This is a genomic window from Yersinia pekkanenii, assembly GCF_001152565.1.
Lineage (GTDB): Bacteria > Pseudomonadota > Gammaproteobacteria > Enterobacterales > Enterobacteriaceae > Yersinia > Yersinia pekkanenii.
On sequence record NZ_CQAZ01000026.1, the window covers coordinates 46158 to 64729 of the forward strand.

The window sequence follows — 18572 nt, forward strand, 5'->3', positions numbered from 1 at the left end:
CCTTAAGTTTCAGGCAGAATGCCCGGCCGCCATAGAGAGACGGCGCGTTATCGTTATGAAGTTTCTTTGCTCTTGGGCGAAGGTTTCGGCGGTACAGCACGCGAAGCGTTTCTGTATAGCGTTATGTTTTTAACAAAAACGGTGCAATATGCAAGTTTTCATTATGCGTCACGGCGACGCGGCACTTGATGCAGCCAGTGATGCACAGAGGGCCCTTACCCTGTGCGGTCAGGATGAATCTCGTCAAATAGCAAGCTGGCTAAACGAACAGTCGGTTGATGTAGCGAGGGTTCTGGTTAGCCCTTACTTGCGCGCGAGGCAAACATTGGACGTGGTGCGTGAGGTTATGGCTTTGCCAACAGAGCCGGAAGTGATGCCAGAATTAACGCCGGGTGGGGATCCCGCTTTTATCTGCTGCTATTTGCAGACCTTAGCCAAAGAAGATTGCAATGCAGTGCTGGTTATCTCGCACTTGCCGTTGGTGGGGTATCTGGTCGCTGAACTTTGCCCTGGGCAATGTCCACCCATGTTTGCTACTTCGGCAATTGCCTGTGTTGACCTTGATGGTGATAGCGGGAAGGGCTCGTTTGACTGGCAGGTAAGCCCGTCACAATTGCTGGCGAAGGCCTGCCACGGTTGAAAGTCGTTTTAGTCAAGGTTCTATCGGCGCGGCATTTCTGTCGCGCCTTTGCTTTTTCTACCAAACTGTATTTTATACAACCTAATGATTACCCGGTTCCGGCTACTCTTCTAACTCAATCAATACCAGTAAGGCCGCAGTGCCACCCCACTCTTTAGGGGCTTGGTGGAATGCCAGCACATCTGGGTGCTGTGCCAGCCACAAAGGGCTTTGTTGTTTGAGAACATGCTTGCCATGGCCGTGCATGACACAGGCACAATGCACATGTTCGCGTCTGCAGGCGGCAATTAATGCCCCCAACTCTTGCTTGGCCTGCTTTTGGGTTAATCCATGTAAGTCCAAAAACATATCAGGTGAGTAATCGCCCCGCCGCAATTTTTTAACTTCAAAATGATCAACACCGGGCCGCACATAGCGAGTCGGACCTTCGCTATCTAACTGTGGTTGGAATTCATCGGAAAAATAATAACTGGCATCAACCTGCTCTTGCAGTAGCCGCACCGGTGCGATTTTTTTACCTAACTTGGGCGGCATATGGTGGACAATCGTGTCCTGTTTCAGTTTTTTTGCCCCGGCTATCGACTCTTTAAATAGCTGTAATTCGTCGGTCGTCAGGTGATATTTATTTTTCATTGTCTGTTCATTGTACCTATTCAATTGCCTTCAGTTTACCTATTGAAAATCATCTGTCTAAGTAAATGTGGATATGGAATTAGCGGCTTTAATGTTCTATTCATTATTCGGTTATCATTCAACTGATGTATTGCTGCTGATTTGTCGCGGGCTTCATGGCAAACTAGGGCATAGATAATGATGTTAAGCACCCGTTGGAGAATACCTTGGACAAGATTTTCGTCGATGAAGCTGTAAATGAGCTGCACACCATTCAGGATATGCTGCGTTGGGCAGTCAGTCGATTTAATGCGGCTGATATTTTTTATGGTCACGGTACTGATAATCCGTGGGACGAAGCGGTACAACTGGTTTTCCCAAGTCTATTTTTACCAATAGATATGCCGGAAGATATGCGCAATGCGCGCCTGACCTCCAGTGAACGCCACCGTATTGTCGAGCGGGTTATCCGCCGGGTGAATGAGCGTATTCCAGTGGCTTATCTGACCAATAAAGCTTGGTTCTGTGGTATGGAATATTATGTTGATGAACGCGTGTTGGTGCCACGTTCACCCATAGCTGAATTGATCAATAACAGTTTTGACGGGCTGATCAGACAGCAACCTAAGCATATTCTGGATATGTGCACCGGCAGTGGCTGTATTGCTATTGCTTGCGCTTATGCCTTCCCGGAAGCTGAAGTGGATGCGGTTGATATCTCCAATGATGTGCTGGCGGTAACTGAGCTCAATATTCAACAGCACGGTATGGAGCATCAGGTCACGCCTATTCGTTCTGACCTGTTCCGCGATTTACCTCCGATAAAATATGATTTGATTGTCACCAACCCACCATATGTCGATGCTGAAGATATGGACGACTTGCCACAGGAGTTCCGCTTCGAGCCTGAATTGGGGCTGGCTGCCGGTAGCGATGGACTGAAACTGGCCCGTCGTATTTTAGCTTGTGCACCGGACTTTTTGCAGGATGATGGGGTGTTGGTTTGCGAAGTGGGCAATAGCATGGTGCATTTGATGGACCAGTACCCGGATGTCCCTTTCACCTGGCTGGAGTTTGACAACGGCGGTGATGGTGTCTTTATGCTGACAAAACAGCAACTGATTGACTGTGCAGCACATTTTATTATGTACCGTGATGAATCAACCTCTACTTATAATACTCTGTCAGTGTGATTAATCTCGGGCTGACAGCTTGTTTATGAGTAATGTGTTTATGACTAAATTGTTTATCGCTAAATTGTTTATCACTCAAGGCTAAGGAACCGTGATGGCTGGCAACAGTATTGGGCAGTTTTTCCGCGTCACCACTTTTGGTGAATCTCACGGTATCGCTTTGGGGTGTATTATTGATGGCGTCCCTCCGGGCATTCCGATCACCGAAGCTGATATTCAGTTAGATCTTGATCGGCGGCGTCCGGGTACCTCACGTTATACCACCCAGCGCCGCGAGCTGGATCAGGTGCGCATTTTATCTGGCGTATTTGAGGGGCTAACCACCGGTACCAGCATCGGGTTAATGATTGAGAATACTGACCAGCGTTCACAGGATTACAGCGCGATTAAAGACGTGTTCCGCCCTGGCCATGCTGATTATACCTACGAACAGAAATACGGTGTGCGTGATTATCGTGGCGGTGGCCGCTCTTCAGCGCGTGAAACTGCGATGCGTGTTGCTGCCGGTGCGATTGCTAAAAAGTATCTGGCGCAGAAATTCGGGGTGCAGGTGCGTGGCTATCTGGCCCAAATTGGTGATATCAGTTGTGAATTGATTGACTGGGATTTGGTTGAACAGAATCCGTTCTTCTGCCCGGATGCCAGTAAATTGGAGCCGCTAGATACGCTGATGCGCGAGCTGAAAAAGGCTGGCGACTCGATTGGTGCCAAAATTACCGTAGTGGCTGAACATGTACCCGTGGGGTTAGGCGAGCCAGTATTTGACCGTCTAGATGCCGATTTGGCCCATGCGCTGATGAGCATTAATGCGGTAAAAGGGGTGGAGATCGGCGATGGTTTTGCTGTGGTCACCAGGCGTGGTAGTGAAAACCGCGATGAGATCACCCCGCAAGGTTTTCAGAGCAACCATGCCGGTGGCATTTTAGGCGGTATCAGTAGCGGGCAGCCGGTCGTGGCGCACATTGCCTTAAAACCGACGTCCAGCATTATGGTGCCAGGGCAAACCATTAACCGGCAAGGTGAGGCGGTTGAAATGGTTACCCGTGGTCGCCATGACCCTTGTGTCGGTATCCGTGCCGTGCCAATTGCTGAAGCGATGATGGCTATTGTGTTAATGGATCACTTGCTGCGCCAGCGAGCACAGTGCGGTGATGTGGTTTCAGACGTTCCGCGCTGGTAGTCACAATGAAAAAATGGATAGCGGGCCTAGTGGCGCTGGTTGCCGTTAGTTCGGCCACGGCAGCGACGCCATGGCAACAGATCACCCATCCGGTGGCAGGCTCGCCGCAGTCAATTGGCGGTTTTGCCAATGGCTGCGTTATTGGTGCCATGCCTTTGCCGCTTGAGTCGGCAGATTATCAGGTGATGCGGCCGGATCAACGCCGTTATTTTGGTCATCCTGATTTGTTGAACTTTATCCATCGCTTGAGTGATCAAGCCCAGAAAAATCAGCTCGGTACGGTGTTAATTGGTGATATGGCGATGCCCGCCGGTGGGCGTTTTAGTCGCGGTCATGCCAGTCATCAGTCGGGTCTGGATGTGGATATCTGGCTGCAACTGCCGCAACAGCGCTGGAGCCAGCAACAGTTACTGAAACCGCAACCGATTGATTTAGTTTCCGCTGACGGCAAGCGGGTGGTGCCTGCGTTATGGCAGCCGCAAGTCGAAAACCTGATTAAGCTGGCGGCTAAAGATAACGAAGTGACACGAATTTTTGTCAATCCGGCGATTAAAAAACAGCTCTGTCTGGATGCCGGCGCGGATCGCCATTGGTTGCACAAAGTCCGACCTTGGTTTGGCCATCGTGCTCATATGCATGTACGACTGCGTTGTCCGGCAGGTAGCCTGGAGTGCCTGGATCAAGATACTCCGCCACCGGGTGATGGCTGTGGTGCGGAATTAGAAAGCTGGTTCCAGCCACATCAGCCAAGTGCCAAACCGGGTAAAACCTTACCCCCTCCATTGCCAGCTTCATGTCAGGCTTTGTTGGATAACCATTTCGCTGCGGAATAAATCATGGATTGGTTTACGCTGGGTCCTGGGGTTTTAGGGATTCTGTTTTTAGTGGCTTTATTGGCTGGCTTTATTGATTCCATCGCCGGTGGTGGCGGTTTGTTAACCGTCCCGGCACTGCTGGCGATAGGGCTGCCGCCAGCACAGGTATTGGCGACCAATAAATTACAGTCGGTGGGTGGGTCTTTCTCTGCCAGTCTTTATTTTATCCGCCGTGGGGCGGTTAATTTAAAAGAGCAAAAACTGACCATTGCCTTGACGTTGGTAGGTTCAATGCTGGGTGCAATTTTAGTCCAGCAGATGCGCGCTGATATTCTGCGGCAAATCTTGCCACTGCTGGTAATAGGGATTGGTATCTATTTTCTGGTCACGCCAAAGCTAGGTGAAGTCGACCAACAGCGCCGCTTATCCGCCTTGCCGTTTGCCTTGATAGCCGGTGGTGGGGTGGGATTTTATGATGGTTTCTTTGGCCCTGGTGCCGGTTCCTTCTATGCACTGGCTTTTGTTACCTTGTGCGGTTTTAATCTGGCAAAATCCACAGCCCATGCCAAAGTGCTCAATTTCACCTCTAATGCTGGCAGCCTGATATTCTTTATCGTCGGCGGTAAAGTGGTGTGGAGTGTTGGGCTAGTGATGCTGGTAGGACAGGTGCTGGGCGCGCGGATCGGCGCACATATGGTGCTGACCAAGGGGCAGAAATTAATTCGCCCAATGATCGTTGTGGTTTCATTCGTAATGAGCTGCAAGCTGCTGTACGACAGCCACGGTGCTGAAATATTCTCTTGGCTGGGATTACACATTTTCGCATAACCCAAGGTATCAAAACTATAGCGGGCTTGAATGCCGCAGGTGATATCGCTGTTACGGACCTAAGCATGACCCATGATTATCAGCAATTAATCGATATTTTTAATACCTGTTTCAGCTCTGAATATAATACACGATTGGTAAAAGGCGATGATGAACCTATTTACCTGCCTGCCGATGCAGAGTTCCCGTATCACCGGGTGATTTTTGCCCATGGATATTATGCCAGTGGCATGCATGAAATCTCCCATTGGTGTATTGCCGGGGAAGAACGGCGCAAGCAGGTGGATTTTGGTTATTGGTATTGCCCAGATGGGCGCGATGCATTAACTCAAAGCCAATTTGAAAGGGTAGAGATCAAACCACAGGCACTGGAATGGATGTTTTGCGTGGCCGCCGGTTTCCCTTTCAACGTCAGTTGCGACAATTTGGAAGGTGATTGCGAACCGGACCGGATAACATTTCAGCGCAAAGTACGTGAACAAGTGCTGTGGCATTTGGACAATGGGATATCCTCACGACCTGCGGGCTTTATTCAGGCACTGCAATCGTTTTACAATACGCCGCCATTGGTGCCCGCGCTTTTCCCATACCCGGAAGATCTCGTGTAGCGTTATATATTGTATTGATATAAAAGAAAAATTAGGGGGAATGATGATTGCAGAGTTCGAAACGCGCATCTTGGCGCAGATTGATAACATGGTAGAGCACGCCAGTGATGATGATTTATTTGCCGGTGGCTACCTGTGCGGTCATCTGACGTTAGCCGTTGCTGAATCTGAAGAATTTGGCGAGCACACGGCTGAACAGTTACATGCCAGAGTGCAGACCAGCCTGGAGAAAGCGATTAAAGCCGGTGAGCTTTCCCCGCCGGATCAGGCTTTGGTTTTGGGATTGTGGGATCGTTTATTAGAACAAGCCCAATTACCACACTAAATACTTAATAGCCCTCAACTCAGAAAGCTAATAAGCCAGATAGGGTGAGGAAATGTGCCGAATGGGTCGTAGTCGCGTAAGCGACCGGAGTGCCCATCGGTGCAGTCGCCCCGGCAGTCTTTGGACATACAACAACGTCAATAATAGTTATCCAGAGACCGGCGAAGCCTGATGTTGCACTGGCCTGCCTTTCAGTAATTTTCGAATCCAGAACCGATTAGGATTAAGTGCTGCCAGCGTCGGGGCCTCTAATGGCAGAGGTTCGCCAAACATTTGTGCTGCCAGAATTTCTGCCACTAATGGCGCACTGCACAAACCCCGCGACCCTAATGCGCCTACCATAAACAATTCCGGCCACACGGGAGCAACGGCTATTGTTTCACCATGCTGAATTTGGCGCGGCAGATCCTGATATTGAGCCAGGGTTGCCGCGTAATCCGGTACTGCGCCTACCATTGGCAAATGATCACGAAGAGCGCAACGTACACCACAACGCGCCTGATTATCGCTGATATCCACCTGAAGCGGCCAACTGACCTGTGGCAGGCAACGTAACAGACGATCCCGGTTCTCTTGTTGTTCATCAGCCCGAAAATCGGTGGCAACGTCGCCGCGCTGATAGCTGGCACCGATACAGTGATGTTGATTGGTGGGGTTCACTGGCGTTAGGTAGCCGTCATAGCACAGCACTTGCCGCAACTGGCTCAGTACCGGGGTGGTGGGAATGTGAGATACCTGACCGCGCACCGCCGACAGCGGCAGATGCCGGGTTTGCTCCCATTCTGATAAGCGATGACCGGTAGCAAGGATCACCGTGGCATGTTGTTTTTCTGCCCATGGTTGCTGGAGAACGGGCTGCTGGAAACTAAGTTGCCACTGTTCGTCAATACGGTTTAACTGGCGCAGTTCATGGTGATAGTGGCAGTTCATGCCGTTTTGTTGTGCCAATGCCATCAGTGCGGTAGTGAGGTCTGATGGGCAAAGCCAGCCACCGGCAGGATAATGTATACCATCGTGGGCGCAATCCAATCCAGCTAGCGCATTGAGCTGCTCACGGCCCATTGGCTCGGCAAGTTGTGTCGGCCAGCTTATTTGCAGCATCTTATCAATCTTGCCACGGCTTTTTTCATCAAATGCCAATTGGCTGACACCACACCACTGATGATCAAAACTCATCCCTTGCGCAAGCCATTGGTCATATTGACGGCGGGCAAAGGTAAAAGCACTGGTGAAAAAGGTTTCCAGTGCATCATTTTTGCCGTTCAGCAGTGGATAAAGCGCGCCTTGGCGGTTACCTGATGCCCCTTGCGCGGGTTGTGCGTCGGCACAGTAAAGCGTGACCTTAGCCCCACGGCGCAGCAGGGCCAATGCGGTTAATGCACTGACAATTCCTCCTCCGATAATAGCGATATCATCGCAGCGGGTGGCGGCCGGCCGGTGATACCAAGGGGCCGATTGTGCCACAATGCTTTGTGGCAAGCTGCCGATCAGCATTTCACGCTTTTGCCCAAAACCTTTCACTTTAGCCACCTCAAACCCAGCCTGTTGCAAGCCCCGACGGACAAACCCGGCAGCAGTAAAAGTAGCAAAAGTGCCCCCCAGCCTTGTCATCCGCGCCATGGCATTGAATAGCATGTTGTTCCACATATCGGGGTTTTTGGCAGGTGCAAAGCCATCAAGGAACCAGGCATCCACTTGATTATTCAGGCTGCTATCCAACAGTGGCAGCAAGGTGTTTACATCACCAAACCACAAATCCAGGGTAATAGCCCCTTCGGCCAGAAAAATACGGTGGCATCCGGCCAGGGGCAACGGCCATTGTGCGCGCAGTTGTTCGGCAAAAGAGGCCAGTTCCGGCCAATGAGCATGGGCGGCAGCTAAGTCGGCGATCTGAAGTGGGTATTTTTCGAAGCTGATATAATGCAACCGCTGGAGTTTGGTGTTCGGATTCTGTTGTTTAAAATGCGCAAAATCACGCCATAATGTCAGGAAATTCAATCCGGTACCGAAGCCTGTTTCGGCAAAAATGCAGTTATCTCGCGGGTGTTGAACAAAACGTTCAGGAAAGCCGTTACCCTTCAGAAAAACGTGGTGAGTTTCTTCCAGCCCATCTTCATTGGAAAAATAGATGTCACCAAACTGTTCCGATACAGGTGTACCCTGTTCATTCCAGCTTAATGTTGCAATTTGGATTGGGGGTTGGCTCACGTTTAAAGACTCGTATCTCAAGGGGTAGGGCGATTCTAACTATGTGACCGGCCGCGTGCAAATCGTAAAATTTTCTGGATATATTACGCTGATCGGACTTGTTCGGCGTACAACTGTACGCTAAAGTGCGTTGCAAAATCCCGAATGTAAAATTAGTGGAAGAGGTATTGAATGAAGCGTGCAGTAATTACTGGCTTGGGTATCGTCTCCAGCATTGGTAACAACAAGGATGAAGTTCTGGCATCTTTGCGGGAAGGCCGCTCAGGCATTACTTTCTCTCAGGAATTTAAAGACGCAGGCATGCGCAGCCATGTATGGGGCGATGTTAAGCTCGCCGCCGAGCCTAAAGAGCTTATTGACCGTAAAGTATTGCGCTTTATGAGCGACGCCTCAATTTATGCTTACCTTGCGATGCAAGAAGCCATTGCAGACTCAGGTCTTCCTGATGAGCAAGTATCTAATTTCCGTAGTGGGTTGGTCGTGGGTTCCGGTGGTGGTTCACCTCGTAACCAGGTTGCCGGTTCTGATGCAATGCGTACCCCACGCGGCCTGAAAGGCGTGGGTCCTTATATGGTGACTAAAGCCATGGCATCGGGTGTGTCTGCCTGCCTGGCCACGCCATTTAAAATCAAAGGCGTGAACTACTCTATTAGTTCCGCTTGTGCGACATCCGCACACTGTATTGGTCATGCTTTGGAGTTAATCCAACTGGGCAAGCAGGATGTAGTGTTTGCGGGTGGTGGTGAAGAACTGTGCTGGGAAATGGCCTGCGAGTTCGATGCCATGGGCGCGTTGTCGACCAAATACAATGAAACTCCGGCTAAAGCTTCCCGTACTTATGATCAAGACCGTGATGGTTTCGTCATTGCAGGTGGCGGCGGTATGGTGGTGGTAGAAGAGCTTGAGCATGCTCTGGCGCGTGGCGCACATATCTATGCTGAGATTGTTGGCTACGGCGCAACCTCTGATGGTGCTGACATGGTTGCCCCATCAGGTGAAGGTGCTGTTCGTTGCATGCAGATGGCAATGGCAGGTGTTGATACACCAATTGACTACATGAACGTACATGGCACTTCTACACCGGTTGGTGATGTGAAAGAGCTGGGCGCGATCCGTGAAGTCTTTGGCGATAACACGCCGGCTATTTCCTCAACCAAAGCCATGACCGGCCACTCTCTGGGGGCGGCAGGTGTGCATGAAGCTATCTTTAGCTTGTTGATGGTTGAGCACGGTTTTATTGCACCAAGCATCAATATTGAAAAGTTGGATGAACAGGCCGCAGGGATGAACATCATCACTGAGCCAACGGCGCGCGAACTGACCACGGTAATGTCTAACAGCTTCGGTTTTGGTGGCACCAACGCCACACTGGTCATGCGTAAGTACCAGAAATAAGGTCAACCGCAGATATTTCTGCTAATTGATACTGAGTCATTAAGGCCCGCGAGAGATTGCGGGCCTTTTTTCGCTATAAAATAAACGCTATTAATGGAAAGTAGTGTAACCCTCCGACAATCGGAATTTTTTATTAATTCTCTCTTTTTGTATAAAATAACGGGCTTTGATCACTTGTTATTCATAAAAATATCTTATACTCAAGAATATAAATAGATAACACTATAGAAAGTAGGTGATTGAGTATTAATGTAAATCGCATCTATTTTAATGTTTATTTATTCTTTTAAAGTCAAATTTTTGCTTAAAAAGTCTTGCCTGTCCAAAAACGTTAATTCACAATGTTAGAATAATAATTAAACAAACTTATTTTTGTCTTTTCATTTACTAACACAGCAGGGTAGTTCAATGAGCCATAATCAAAGTGATCAGAAGGTTAAGATTGCCGATTTAAGTGAGCGCGTTGTTCATGAAATTCTCGAAGTGATAAGTGATGGTATTTGGGATTGGAACGCAAACAATGGATTTGTTTACCGTAATGCCGGTTGGTATGAAATGTTGGGATATCCCGCCCATACTTTTGAAAATACAGTACATACGTGGGAGAAAATTATTCATCCGGATGATTTTGAAAGAGTTATGTTTCAGTTCGATGCCTATATCAATCATCAGGCCGAAAGATACCAAATTGAATATCGTTGCCGAACCTATGATGGTAGCTATATCTGGATTGAGGATCGTGGCAAGGTGATTGAACGTAATAGCGATGGCTCGGTATCGAGGATGATAGGTGCTCATCGGAATATCCATGACAGAAAACATCGCCTTGAAAAGTTGGAGCTAAAGAATAAATCGCTGGAAGCACTAGTTGAAGAACGAACCGCTGAATTGCGTGAAACCAATATCCGGTTACAGCAGCAGTTAGATATCAAAAAAAATCTTTCTGAAACAGATGTATTAACCTCTGTGGCTAACCGTTATTTGTTGGAAAAAGTATTGAAGCACGAATGTAGCCGTGCTAAACGATTTTTCCAGCCGCTGTCATTGCTCTCGCTGGATTTAGATAATTTCAAATCTATTAATGATGAGTATGGTCATTTCGTCGGGGACTTAACCTTAACGCATATTGTTGATGTGATTAGGCATAATATTAGAGAAATTGACATTTTAGGCCGTTGGGGGGGCGATGAATTTATGATTGTGTTACCTAATACGCAATTAAATGAGGCTAAAAACATCGCCGAGAAAATCAGACAACTCATTGAGATAATGCCGATGGATGGCAATATTAACGTAACAATGAGTTTCGGCGTGGTCGAGTTGGAACAAAATGAAGCGCAGGATCAATTATTACTTCGTGCCGATAGGATGCTTTATAGCGCAAAAGCCGCCGGTAAGAATTTCATTAGCGGCTGATATCCCTCGCCGATGACGCGATAATGGCGGCTCATCCATGGACCTCGCCTCTGCGAGACAGTGACTTGCTGTCTACCTGCGGTTCCAATGACGTTGACTATTGGTGGAGCGCGTATTCAGCGGCGGCTCTGGCATGTATTGCCGTGGTGTCAAACACCGGTACCCCGGCATCTTGCGCGTTAACCAGTAAAGTAATCTCGGTGCAACCAAAGATAATCCCTTGCACGCCTTGATCCTCCAATTTGCTAATAACACGGCGATATTCTTGGCGGGAGGGTTCACTGATAATCCCCAGGCAGAGTTCCTTATAAATAATCCGGTTAATGATTTCACGGTCAGTGCTGTCTGGGGCAATCACCTCAATATCATGCTTTTCAGTTAAGCGACCACGATAAAAATCTTGCTCCATGGTATAGCGAGTGCCTAATAAACCAATTTTACTGATCCCTTGTTGCTTAATTTGTGCAGCAGTTGCATCGGCTATATGCAATAAAGGTAATCCACTGGCGGCTTCAATATCATCTGCCACTTTGTGCATGGTATTAGTACAGATCACAATGACATCAGCCCCTGCGCGTTTTAATGAAACGGCGGCGTTAGACAGTATCTGTGCGGCCGTTTGCCAGTCACCTGTAGCCTGAAGTTGTTCTATTTCATGAAAATCTACGCTATAGAGAATGATTTTTGCGCTATGCAATCCGCCTAGTTGTTCCTTAACCTGCTGGTTGATCATCCGATAATAGGGAATGGTAGATTCCCAACTCATACCACCAATAAGGCCCAAAATTTTCATCATTATTATTCTCGTTAATTGTCAGTGGCAGACCAAAAGTATTCATTTACGCGAATATCAAGATAGCAGGTGGGTATAGCGTAAGACAATATGGACTTAGGGGGATGGGATAAAATGCAGCACCGTCTCAGGAATAACCGCCGTAGCGGTTATCCTAAACTGACATTATTAGACTAGAACCAGGCTTCCCACATTGCTCCTACGTTAAAGGAGTCAAGCCGGGTATCTACCGTGTCGGTAGTGGTGGCGGTATGTTTGTTATCGACTTCGCCGCCAGTGACGTAGAAGCGCAACATCGGTCTAAAATCAGCCCCCATATCGATAGAGATATTCTGGGAAAGTGTCAGCTTCCAGCCTTTATTATCGCCGCCAGTATCATAATCTACGCGTTGATAACCCGCTTCAAGCCAGGTTGAATGAACATCGTTCCAAAAATGCATTGGGCGAATAATTACACCATAGTTGCGGCGATTGTCCTCATTATGGTGGCTTCTGTCGTAATCATGGAACGCCGCGAGATAGGCCACTGACGTTTGCTGAGTGAACTTATACGTTCCCTCAAGGCTGGTATAAACCGTGCGAAGATCGTCGGTTTTGTTATAAACGCTGTTATCTGAGTTATCCGAATAGCGCGTGACCCATTTATTTTCGCTATTTTCACCGGTATGGCTAAGCACCACTGCAGTTTGCCAGGCTGTCAGCTTCTCCTCGCTTTCAATCGCTTTAGAGTCAAAACCATAGTTGGTATAGAGCTCAAAATCGATCGGTCCCAACTTCACGCCATGTATTTTTGATGTTAGAGCGTAGTGGCCGTTATCACCGGTTCCCGAGCCTCCGGTACAGGTAATGCGCGACGGGTTGGACTGGTCTGCGACGACTTGTGGGCTACAGGATTGTACTGAACCGACGGCGGCAGTATCGAGCTGAACACCTCCGAGATCCAGGTTTTTTACCCCGGCACCTTGTCCATCATGGGTCATCCAGAAATAGTCGTTAATGCCCTGTTGCGGGCGCTGATGGAAATCACGACCCGCCCATAAATAGGCATTAGGTTGAGATTCAAACAGATTAGTGACACCGGCGTAGGCTTTTTTCAGGTTAACTTCATCACCCCAGTGGTCAAGCATAACCACCACATCCCATATTGCGCCGTTGTTGCCTTTAAATGCCTTGGAAAACTGAAACTCCCCGCCATTGCCCTCATTTCCCAGACGACCTATTGCTGAAGAACCATTATACGAGCCATCGACCCCCACATATTTTTGGTCGCCCGCCTGGAATTGTGCACCATAACGCGCGTAGGCATTGAATTTTAGGCCGTAAGGAATAGCCATCTCCGGGCTTGGCGGGACGGCGGCTTTCTCAACCACATCTACGTTTGGTTTTTGCAGGGTTGCCGCTTCTATTTTTTCTTTACGTTCTGCCAGTGCTTTTTCCACTGCGTCCGCGACGATTTTATTGAGTTGTTCAGTGGTAATGGTGGTAACTGTTTCTTGTGCCAGTACAGAAATAGGGCAAAGCGCGGCGATAACCGCCATTGCTAATGGAAGTTGTTTAATTATTTTCATCGCTATCTCAATTTTATAAGTAAATAATTTATTATTTAGACAATAGCTATCCCGTCCGGATTTGACAGGATAATAATGCCATCACCAAAGTAAGTTTATTTTTATAATATAATTTCAATAAGGTTTGTTTAAGTTTTAAGCGTGATGATGTCTCCGTTTAAAGTGGATAATATTATTTTATTTATTTCTATAATATTAACGCTGATAAAGATGAATAATTTCTTCTGATAATTCACGTGCCAGTAAAGATGTCATTAAATGATCTTGAGCGTGCACCATAATTAATGTCATCGGTTGCCTGGCTTCACCGGCATCCTGTTCAATCAGCTTGGTTTGTATATGGTGTGCCTGACGGGCAAACTCGTCAGCTTCCAGCAACAAACTTTTGGCTCTATCAATGTCGCCTTTTCGTGCAGCCTGCAGTGCTTCAAAACAAAGGCTACGCGATTGCCCGGCATTGACAATAATTTCCATTACCGCTTCTTCTAATTCAATCATCATCCGTTCCTGGGTTAATCAAAACCATTATTCGCGGAGGTTGTGGCAAACCATTCTCCACTTTTTTTAACTGTCCGTTTCTGGTTGGATAAATCTAACTGGACAAAACCATAGCGGTTTTTATAGCCATTGCACCATGACCAGTTATCAATAAATGTCCACATATGGTAGCCAAGACAATTGCAACCCTCGCTAATACCTTTATGTAGCCATTTAAGATGGTCGGAAACAAAATCTATCCGATATTGATCATTGATTTTACCGTCTTGTATAAATCGCTCTTCATTTTCCACTCCCATACCATTTTCGGAAATAAAGCAGCGTGGGTTACCATAATTAAGTCGTAAATTGGTCAGGATATCGTAAATCCCAGACTCATAAATTTCCCAGCCGCGATAAGGGTTCATTTTTCGCCCCGGCATTTCATAGGCGTCAAATAACCATTCGGGCATAAAAGGTGCTTCGGGGTTTACCGCACTGTCACGGCATTTTACCCGTCGTGGCTGATAGTAATTGATCCCCAGAAGATCGATCTTCCCCTCGGCAATTAATACCTTGTCCCCTTGCTGACGTATTGGCATTTGGTCGTAATCGCACAGCAAATCAATCAACTCTTGCGGATACTCACCGCGCAACGCCGGATCGAGGAAGCTGCGGTTAAACAACAGATCTGCATATTCAGCCGCTTGCAGGTCGGCTGGATTTTGTGAACGCGGGTATGAAGGTGTCAGGTTAAGTACGATACCTATTTCCCCTTCATACTGTCCCGCGCGATAAGATTTGACGGCGGTCGCATGTGCCAGCACCGTGTGGTATGCCACGGTTGCCGCTCGTCTGAAATCCACTACATTGGGATAGTGGAAGTCATACAGATAGCCACCTTCTACAGGGACGATCGGTTCATTAAATGTAAACCAGTGTTTAACCCGGTCACCGAACAGTTCAAAGCACACTTCGGCGTAACGCTGCCAGGCATCAATAACTTCACGATTTTCCCAGCCGCCTATCTCCTGCATCGCCATCGGCATATCAAAGTGGAACAGGGTAATGAATGGCGTAATGCCTTGGGCCAGCAGTTCGTCGATGACATTGTTATAAAAAGCGACCGCTTCGGGGTTGATTTCGCCGACCCCGTTTGGGATCAGTCGCGCCCAACTCAGTGAAGTACGAAAGCTGTTGTGATTGAGCTGCTTGAGCAACGCAATGTCCTGCCGCCAGTTGTGATAGAACGTCGATGTTTCATCCGGGCCAATCTGCTGATGAAAGCGCGATGGCTGGCTGGCGTACCAGGTGTCCCAGGTTGTAGGACTTTTGCCATGGAGTAGGCTTTCCCCTTCGGTTTGCAGCGCTGAACTGGCACTGCCCCACCAGAAGTGATTGGGAAATATGTATTTCTTCATGACTCTTGCCTCTTTGTTAGTCACTATCAGTTAATGCTGGTGGTTTCGATTAGTGGTTGAGTACTCAGGTTTTTTTCTGCATCGGTTTTCAGCAGCGAGCGTTCATAAGCACGCAGGAACGGCAGGTATATCAGGGCAGAAACCATCATACAGATCACACACATCACCACCGGACTGAAAGCCCAGTTTGCGGCCCAGGATGCACCAATAGGCGCAGGCGTTGTCCATGGCGTCAGAGAGACGACTTGTGCCAGCCAGCCTAATTTGGTCGCGGTGTAAGCCAGAATGGCGTTGATCACCGGCACACAAATGAACGGGATGAACATGATGGGGTTCATGATGATCGGTGCGCCAAACAGGATAGGTTCGTTAATATTGAAGAAACTCGGTATGACACCCATTTTGCCAATGGTACGTAAGTGGGGAGCTTTACTGCGCAGTAGCAAGAAAGCCAGCGGTAATGTGGAGCCCACGCCGCCAATCAGCAGGTAGTGATCCCAAAAGCCTTGTAAGTAGATATGCGGTAAGGCGCCACCCACGGCCAACGCAGCTTGGTTTGCTGCCAGGTTCGTCATCCAGAATGGACTCATAATGCCAGTAACAATCATTGAGCCGTGAATACCGGAGAACCAAAAAATCTGGCACAACAACACTGACAATATAATGGCGGGTAGAGAGTCTGATGCGGAAACCAAGGGTGCCAGCAAATGCATGATAGCTTCTGGAATGATCATGCCGGTATGCGATTCAATAAATAAATTGAGTGGGTGCAGCGTGGCAATAATGACCAGCACCGGGATCAGGATTTCAAAAGAACGTGCGACGCCGGTTGGAACTTCTTTCGGTAGCCGAATAGTAATATTGTGCTGCTTCAGTGCGGCATACACACGGGTGGAGTAAATTGCGGTAATCAGCGCGGTAAAGATCCCTTGGCCAGACAGATACTGGGTGGATATTTTTCCGTCGGCGTAAGGGGCCGCCACCAACAGAAACGCCATAAATGCCAGCAGACCGGTCATCACCGGGTCCAGATTAAACTGTCGCCCCAGACTGGCACCAACCCCGACAGAAATGAAGAATGTCATCACCCCCATGCTGAGATTAAAAGGCAACATCAGTTGTGCGCGGTATGTCTGAGAAAAATCCAGCCAGGCTCTGGCGAATCCCATCGTGGTCTCGGCAGAAAAAGGCGGAAAAATAAACACCAGCATAAATGAACCGATGATCATAAAAGGCAGTGCAGCGGTAAAGCCGTCACGGATAGCAATAACGTATTTTTGTTGGCCCAGACGTCCGGCTAACGGAGTAATAGATTGTTCAATAACCGCAACCATCGATTGATATAGAGAACTCATATGAACACCTTCTTAGTGGGTCGCGTTAATGAGCGACAGAGCATAGTCCAGGACTTTGTCGCCACGCTGCATTCCGTAATCCATCATATCGATGGGCTGAACGGGAATACCGTGGGCAGCAGCCTTTTCTGATAGCATACCTAACATGTATTTCACTTGCGGCCCGATCAGAACTACCTGATAGTGTGGGAACTGAATATCAAATTCAGAGACACCAAACGCATCAATCTCAACAGGTATTCCTTTTTCTTCGGCAACGACCCGCATTTTCCTGACCAGCATGCTGGTGGACATCCCTGCGGAACAACACAACATAATCTTGAACATCTACAGCCATCCTCAAAAGATAAAAAATCATTGCTAACACCGATTATGACACTATACGGAAACCGTTTTCCATTTAGGGTTGGCGGTTGTTTCGGTTATTATTGGATATCATACGGAAACCGTTTTCCATTTAAAGTAAATGGAATTGTGATAGCCATCAAAGTCCAGTATATATAGGGATTATTTATTTGATGGCTATCACAGCTTTGATGATTGGAACTCTATTTTGGATAGTGATGGAAATTCGGTTTCCATGCTAAATGGAAACGTCTATACTCAGTGGGCTGTAATAGGTGGGCCAGAGCCGTATTTAGGAATAACAGGCAAGGACTAAAGCCTGCAAGGAGAGGATCATGTCTACAATCAACGATGTATCACGTTTGGCTGGGGTTTCTAAAGCCACAGTATCACGGGTGTTGAGTGGTTCGCGCGGCGTTAAGGAAACCAGCCGTCTTGCGGTACTAAAAGCGGTAGAAGAGCTACATTACCGACCAAATGTTATCGCGCAATCATTATTAAGTCAGTCAACAGGTTGCATTGGCGTTATCTGCGCGCAAGAGAATATTAACCAAACGACCGGTTACCTGTATGCGCTTGAAAAGCATCTTAGCCAGCATCAAAAACATTTACTGCTGCGTTTTGCCAATAACAAAGCTGAAGTGATGCAGGCGCTTGATGAACTGACCTGCGGGCTGTGTGATGACGTGTTGATTATTGGCGCGCGTTTCCCGCTTAATCTCTCGGATGAAAGTATCATTCTGGTCGATTGTATGGATGTCGACGCCACTAACAGCATCCATTTTGACCATGCTTTTGCTGCGGAAACTGCGTGTAATTATTTAATAAAACAGGGCCGAAGGAAAATCGCTTTAATTAATCCAGACACCAGCGGTTATGTGGAAGATGTATTGTTAGGTTATAAGCGTGCGCTGGAAAATAACTTTTTGCCTTTTAACCGTGACCTGATTTTTATGGACTCATCCTCTTCATCGGTGGCGCTACAAGTGTTGCTTAATAGCAGTGCAACCCTCAATTTTAATGCCTTATTGGTGGCAGATGAGCAGGAAGCTCAAAGTGTTATTCCACAACTACAAGCGTTTAATAAATCGGTACCAGATGACATCATGGTATTTAGCCTGGCTGGGTCATTACATTATCCGGGGATCCCGACTATTCCTGCCATTGAATATTCTATGGATGCCATGGCGGCGAAAATAGTGGCATGGCTCAATGCAAAAACCAAAAGTGTGTTGGGTTCATATGCATTGCGCGGGGATTTAATTATTCCAGATATGCCTGGCAGGAAATGATTTCTGATTAAATAGCGCTGTAACAAATCTCAGCGCTAAGTCGGGGCCATGTATTCAATGCGGAGATCATCAGGTAAAATCCTCGCATTTATCGGAGAGGG

At 47.8% G+C, this 18572-nt stretch carries 18 protein-coding genes; 10 read left to right on the top strand and 8 right to left on the bottom strand.

The window, feature by feature from the left end; all coding sequences use genetic code 11:
• Positions 1–148 precede the first annotated feature (148 nt).
• Complete coding sequence (sixA, locus tag AEP37_RS14060; protein WP_049613913.1) at positions 149–640, top strand: phosphohistidine phosphatase SixA; 492 nt, start codon at positions 149–151, stop codon at positions 638–640.
• A 102-nt stretch (positions 641–742) separates the two neighbouring features.
• Here sixA and smrB read toward each other — a convergent pair whose 3' ends face one another.
• Positions 743–1273, bottom strand: coding sequence for an endonuclease SmrB (smrB, locus tag AEP37_RS14065; protein WP_049613914.1), 531 nt, complete (start codon positions 1271–1273; stop codon positions 743–745).
• A gap of 206 nt (positions 1274–1479) precedes the next feature.
• Between smrB and prmB the strand changes: the two genes are divergently transcribed.
• The 6 genes from prmB (at position 1480) to AEP37_RS14095 (ending at position 6201) form a co-directional block, all read left to right on the top strand.
• Complete coding sequence (gene prmB / locus AEP37_RS14070) at positions 1480–2445, top strand: 50S ribosomal protein L3 N(5)-glutamine methyltransferase (protein WP_049613915.1); 966 nt, start codon at positions 1480–1482, stop codon at positions 2443–2445.
• Between the two features lie 94 nt (positions 2446–2539).
• Entirely contained in the window at positions 2540–3625 is a 1086-nt protein-coding gene (gene aroC / locus AEP37_RS14075) for a chorismate synthase (protein ID WP_049613916.1), read from the top strand.
• A gap of 5 nt (positions 3626–3630) precedes the next feature.
• Positions 3631–4458 carry a penicillin-insensitive murein endopeptidase gene (mepA, locus tag AEP37_RS14080; RefSeq protein WP_049613917.1) on the top strand — a complete coding sequence of 276 codons (828 nt, stop codon included), beginning with the start codon at positions 3631–3633 and terminating at the stop codon, positions 4456–4458.
• A gap of 3 nt (positions 4459–4461) precedes the next feature.
• A complete protein-coding gene (locus AEP37_RS14085; RefSeq protein ID WP_049613918.1) occupies positions 4462–5268 on the top strand; it encodes a sulfite exporter TauE/SafE family protein in 807 nt (268 codons plus the stop codon).
• A gap of 65 nt (positions 5269–5333) precedes the next feature.
• Positions 5334–5876, top strand: coding sequence for an elongation factor P hydroxylase (locus AEP37_RS14090; protein ID WP_049613919.1), 543 nt, complete (start codon positions 5334–5336; stop codon positions 5874–5876).
• A gap of 43 nt (positions 5877–5919) precedes the next feature.
• On the top strand, positions 5920–6201 hold the full coding sequence (locus tag AEP37_RS14095) for a YfcL family protein (RefSeq protein WP_049613920.1): 282 nt from the start codon (positions 5920–5922) through the stop codon (positions 6199–6201).
• A gap of 147 nt (positions 6202–6348) precedes the next feature.
• Here the strand turns inward: AEP37_RS14095 and mnmC are convergent, their stop codons facing one another.
• A complete protein-coding gene (mnmC, locus tag AEP37_RS14100; protein WP_049613921.1) occupies positions 6349–8409 on the bottom strand; it encodes a bifunctional tRNA (5-methylaminomethyl-2-thiouridine)(34)-methyltransferase MnmD/FAD-dependent 5-carboxymethylaminomethyl-2-thiouridine(34) oxidoreductase MnmC in 2061 nt (686 codons plus the stop codon).
• A gap of 171 nt (positions 8410–8580) precedes the next feature.
• Between mnmC and fabB the strand changes: the two genes are divergently transcribed.
• Positions 8581–9804 (top strand): beta-ketoacyl-ACP synthase I, encoded by a 1224-nt coding sequence (gene fabB, locus AEP37_RS14105; protein WP_049613922.1) that lies wholly within the window; start codon positions 8581–8583, stop codon positions 9802–9804.
• Between the two features lie 408 nt (positions 9805–10212).
• Complete coding sequence (locus tag AEP37_RS14110; RefSeq protein WP_049613923.1) at positions 10213–11220, top strand: sensor domain-containing diguanylate cyclase; 1008 nt, start codon at positions 10213–10215, stop codon at positions 11218–11220.
• A 97-nt stretch (positions 11221–11317) separates the two neighbouring features.
• On the opposite strand, the gene AEP37_RS14115 is transcribed toward AEP37_RS14110, so the two are convergent.
• From AEP37_RS14115 to AEP37_RS14140, 6 genes are all read right to left on the bottom strand, one after another.
• Positions 11318–12013, bottom strand: coding sequence for an aspartate/glutamate racemase family protein (locus AEP37_RS14115; protein ID WP_167337939.1), 696 nt, complete (start codon positions 12011–12013; stop codon positions 11318–11320).
• 173 nt (positions 12014–12186) lie between these two features.
• The gene (locus tag AEP37_RS14120) at positions 12187–13581 is read right to left on the bottom strand and encodes a carbohydrate porin (RefSeq protein WP_049613925.1); all 1395 of its coding nucleotides are present in this window, start codon (positions 13579–13581) and stop codon (positions 12187–12189) included.
• A gap of 195 nt (positions 13582–13776) precedes the next feature.
• Entirely contained in the window at positions 13777–14079 is a 303-nt protein-coding gene (locus AEP37_RS14125; RefSeq protein WP_049613926.1) for a PTS lactose/cellobiose transporter subunit IIA, read from the bottom strand.
• A gap of 14 nt (positions 14080–14093) precedes the next feature.
• A complete protein-coding gene (locus tag AEP37_RS14130; RefSeq protein ID WP_049613927.1) occupies positions 14094–15479 on the bottom strand; it encodes a glycoside hydrolase family 1 protein in 1386 nt (461 codons plus the stop codon).
• A gap of 26 nt (positions 15480–15505) precedes the next feature.
• Positions 15506–16834, bottom strand: coding sequence for a PTS sugar transporter subunit IIC (locus AEP37_RS14135; protein WP_049613928.1), 1329 nt, complete (start codon positions 16832–16834; stop codon positions 15506–15508).
• Between the two features lie 12 nt (positions 16835–16846).
• On the bottom strand, positions 16847–17161 hold the full coding sequence (locus tag AEP37_RS14140; RefSeq protein WP_049613929.1) for a PTS sugar transporter subunit IIB: 315 nt from the start codon (positions 17159–17161) through the stop codon (positions 16847–16849).
• Between the two features lie 353 nt (positions 17162–17514).
• On the opposite strand from AEP37_RS14140, the gene AEP37_RS14145 reads away from it, so the two are divergent.
• The gene (locus tag AEP37_RS14145) at positions 17515–18471 is read left to right on the top strand and encodes a LacI family DNA-binding transcriptional regulator (protein WP_049613930.1); all 957 of its coding nucleotides are present in this window, start codon (positions 17515–17517) and stop codon (positions 18469–18471) included.
• The last annotated feature ends 101 nt before the right edge of the window (positions 18472–18572 follow it).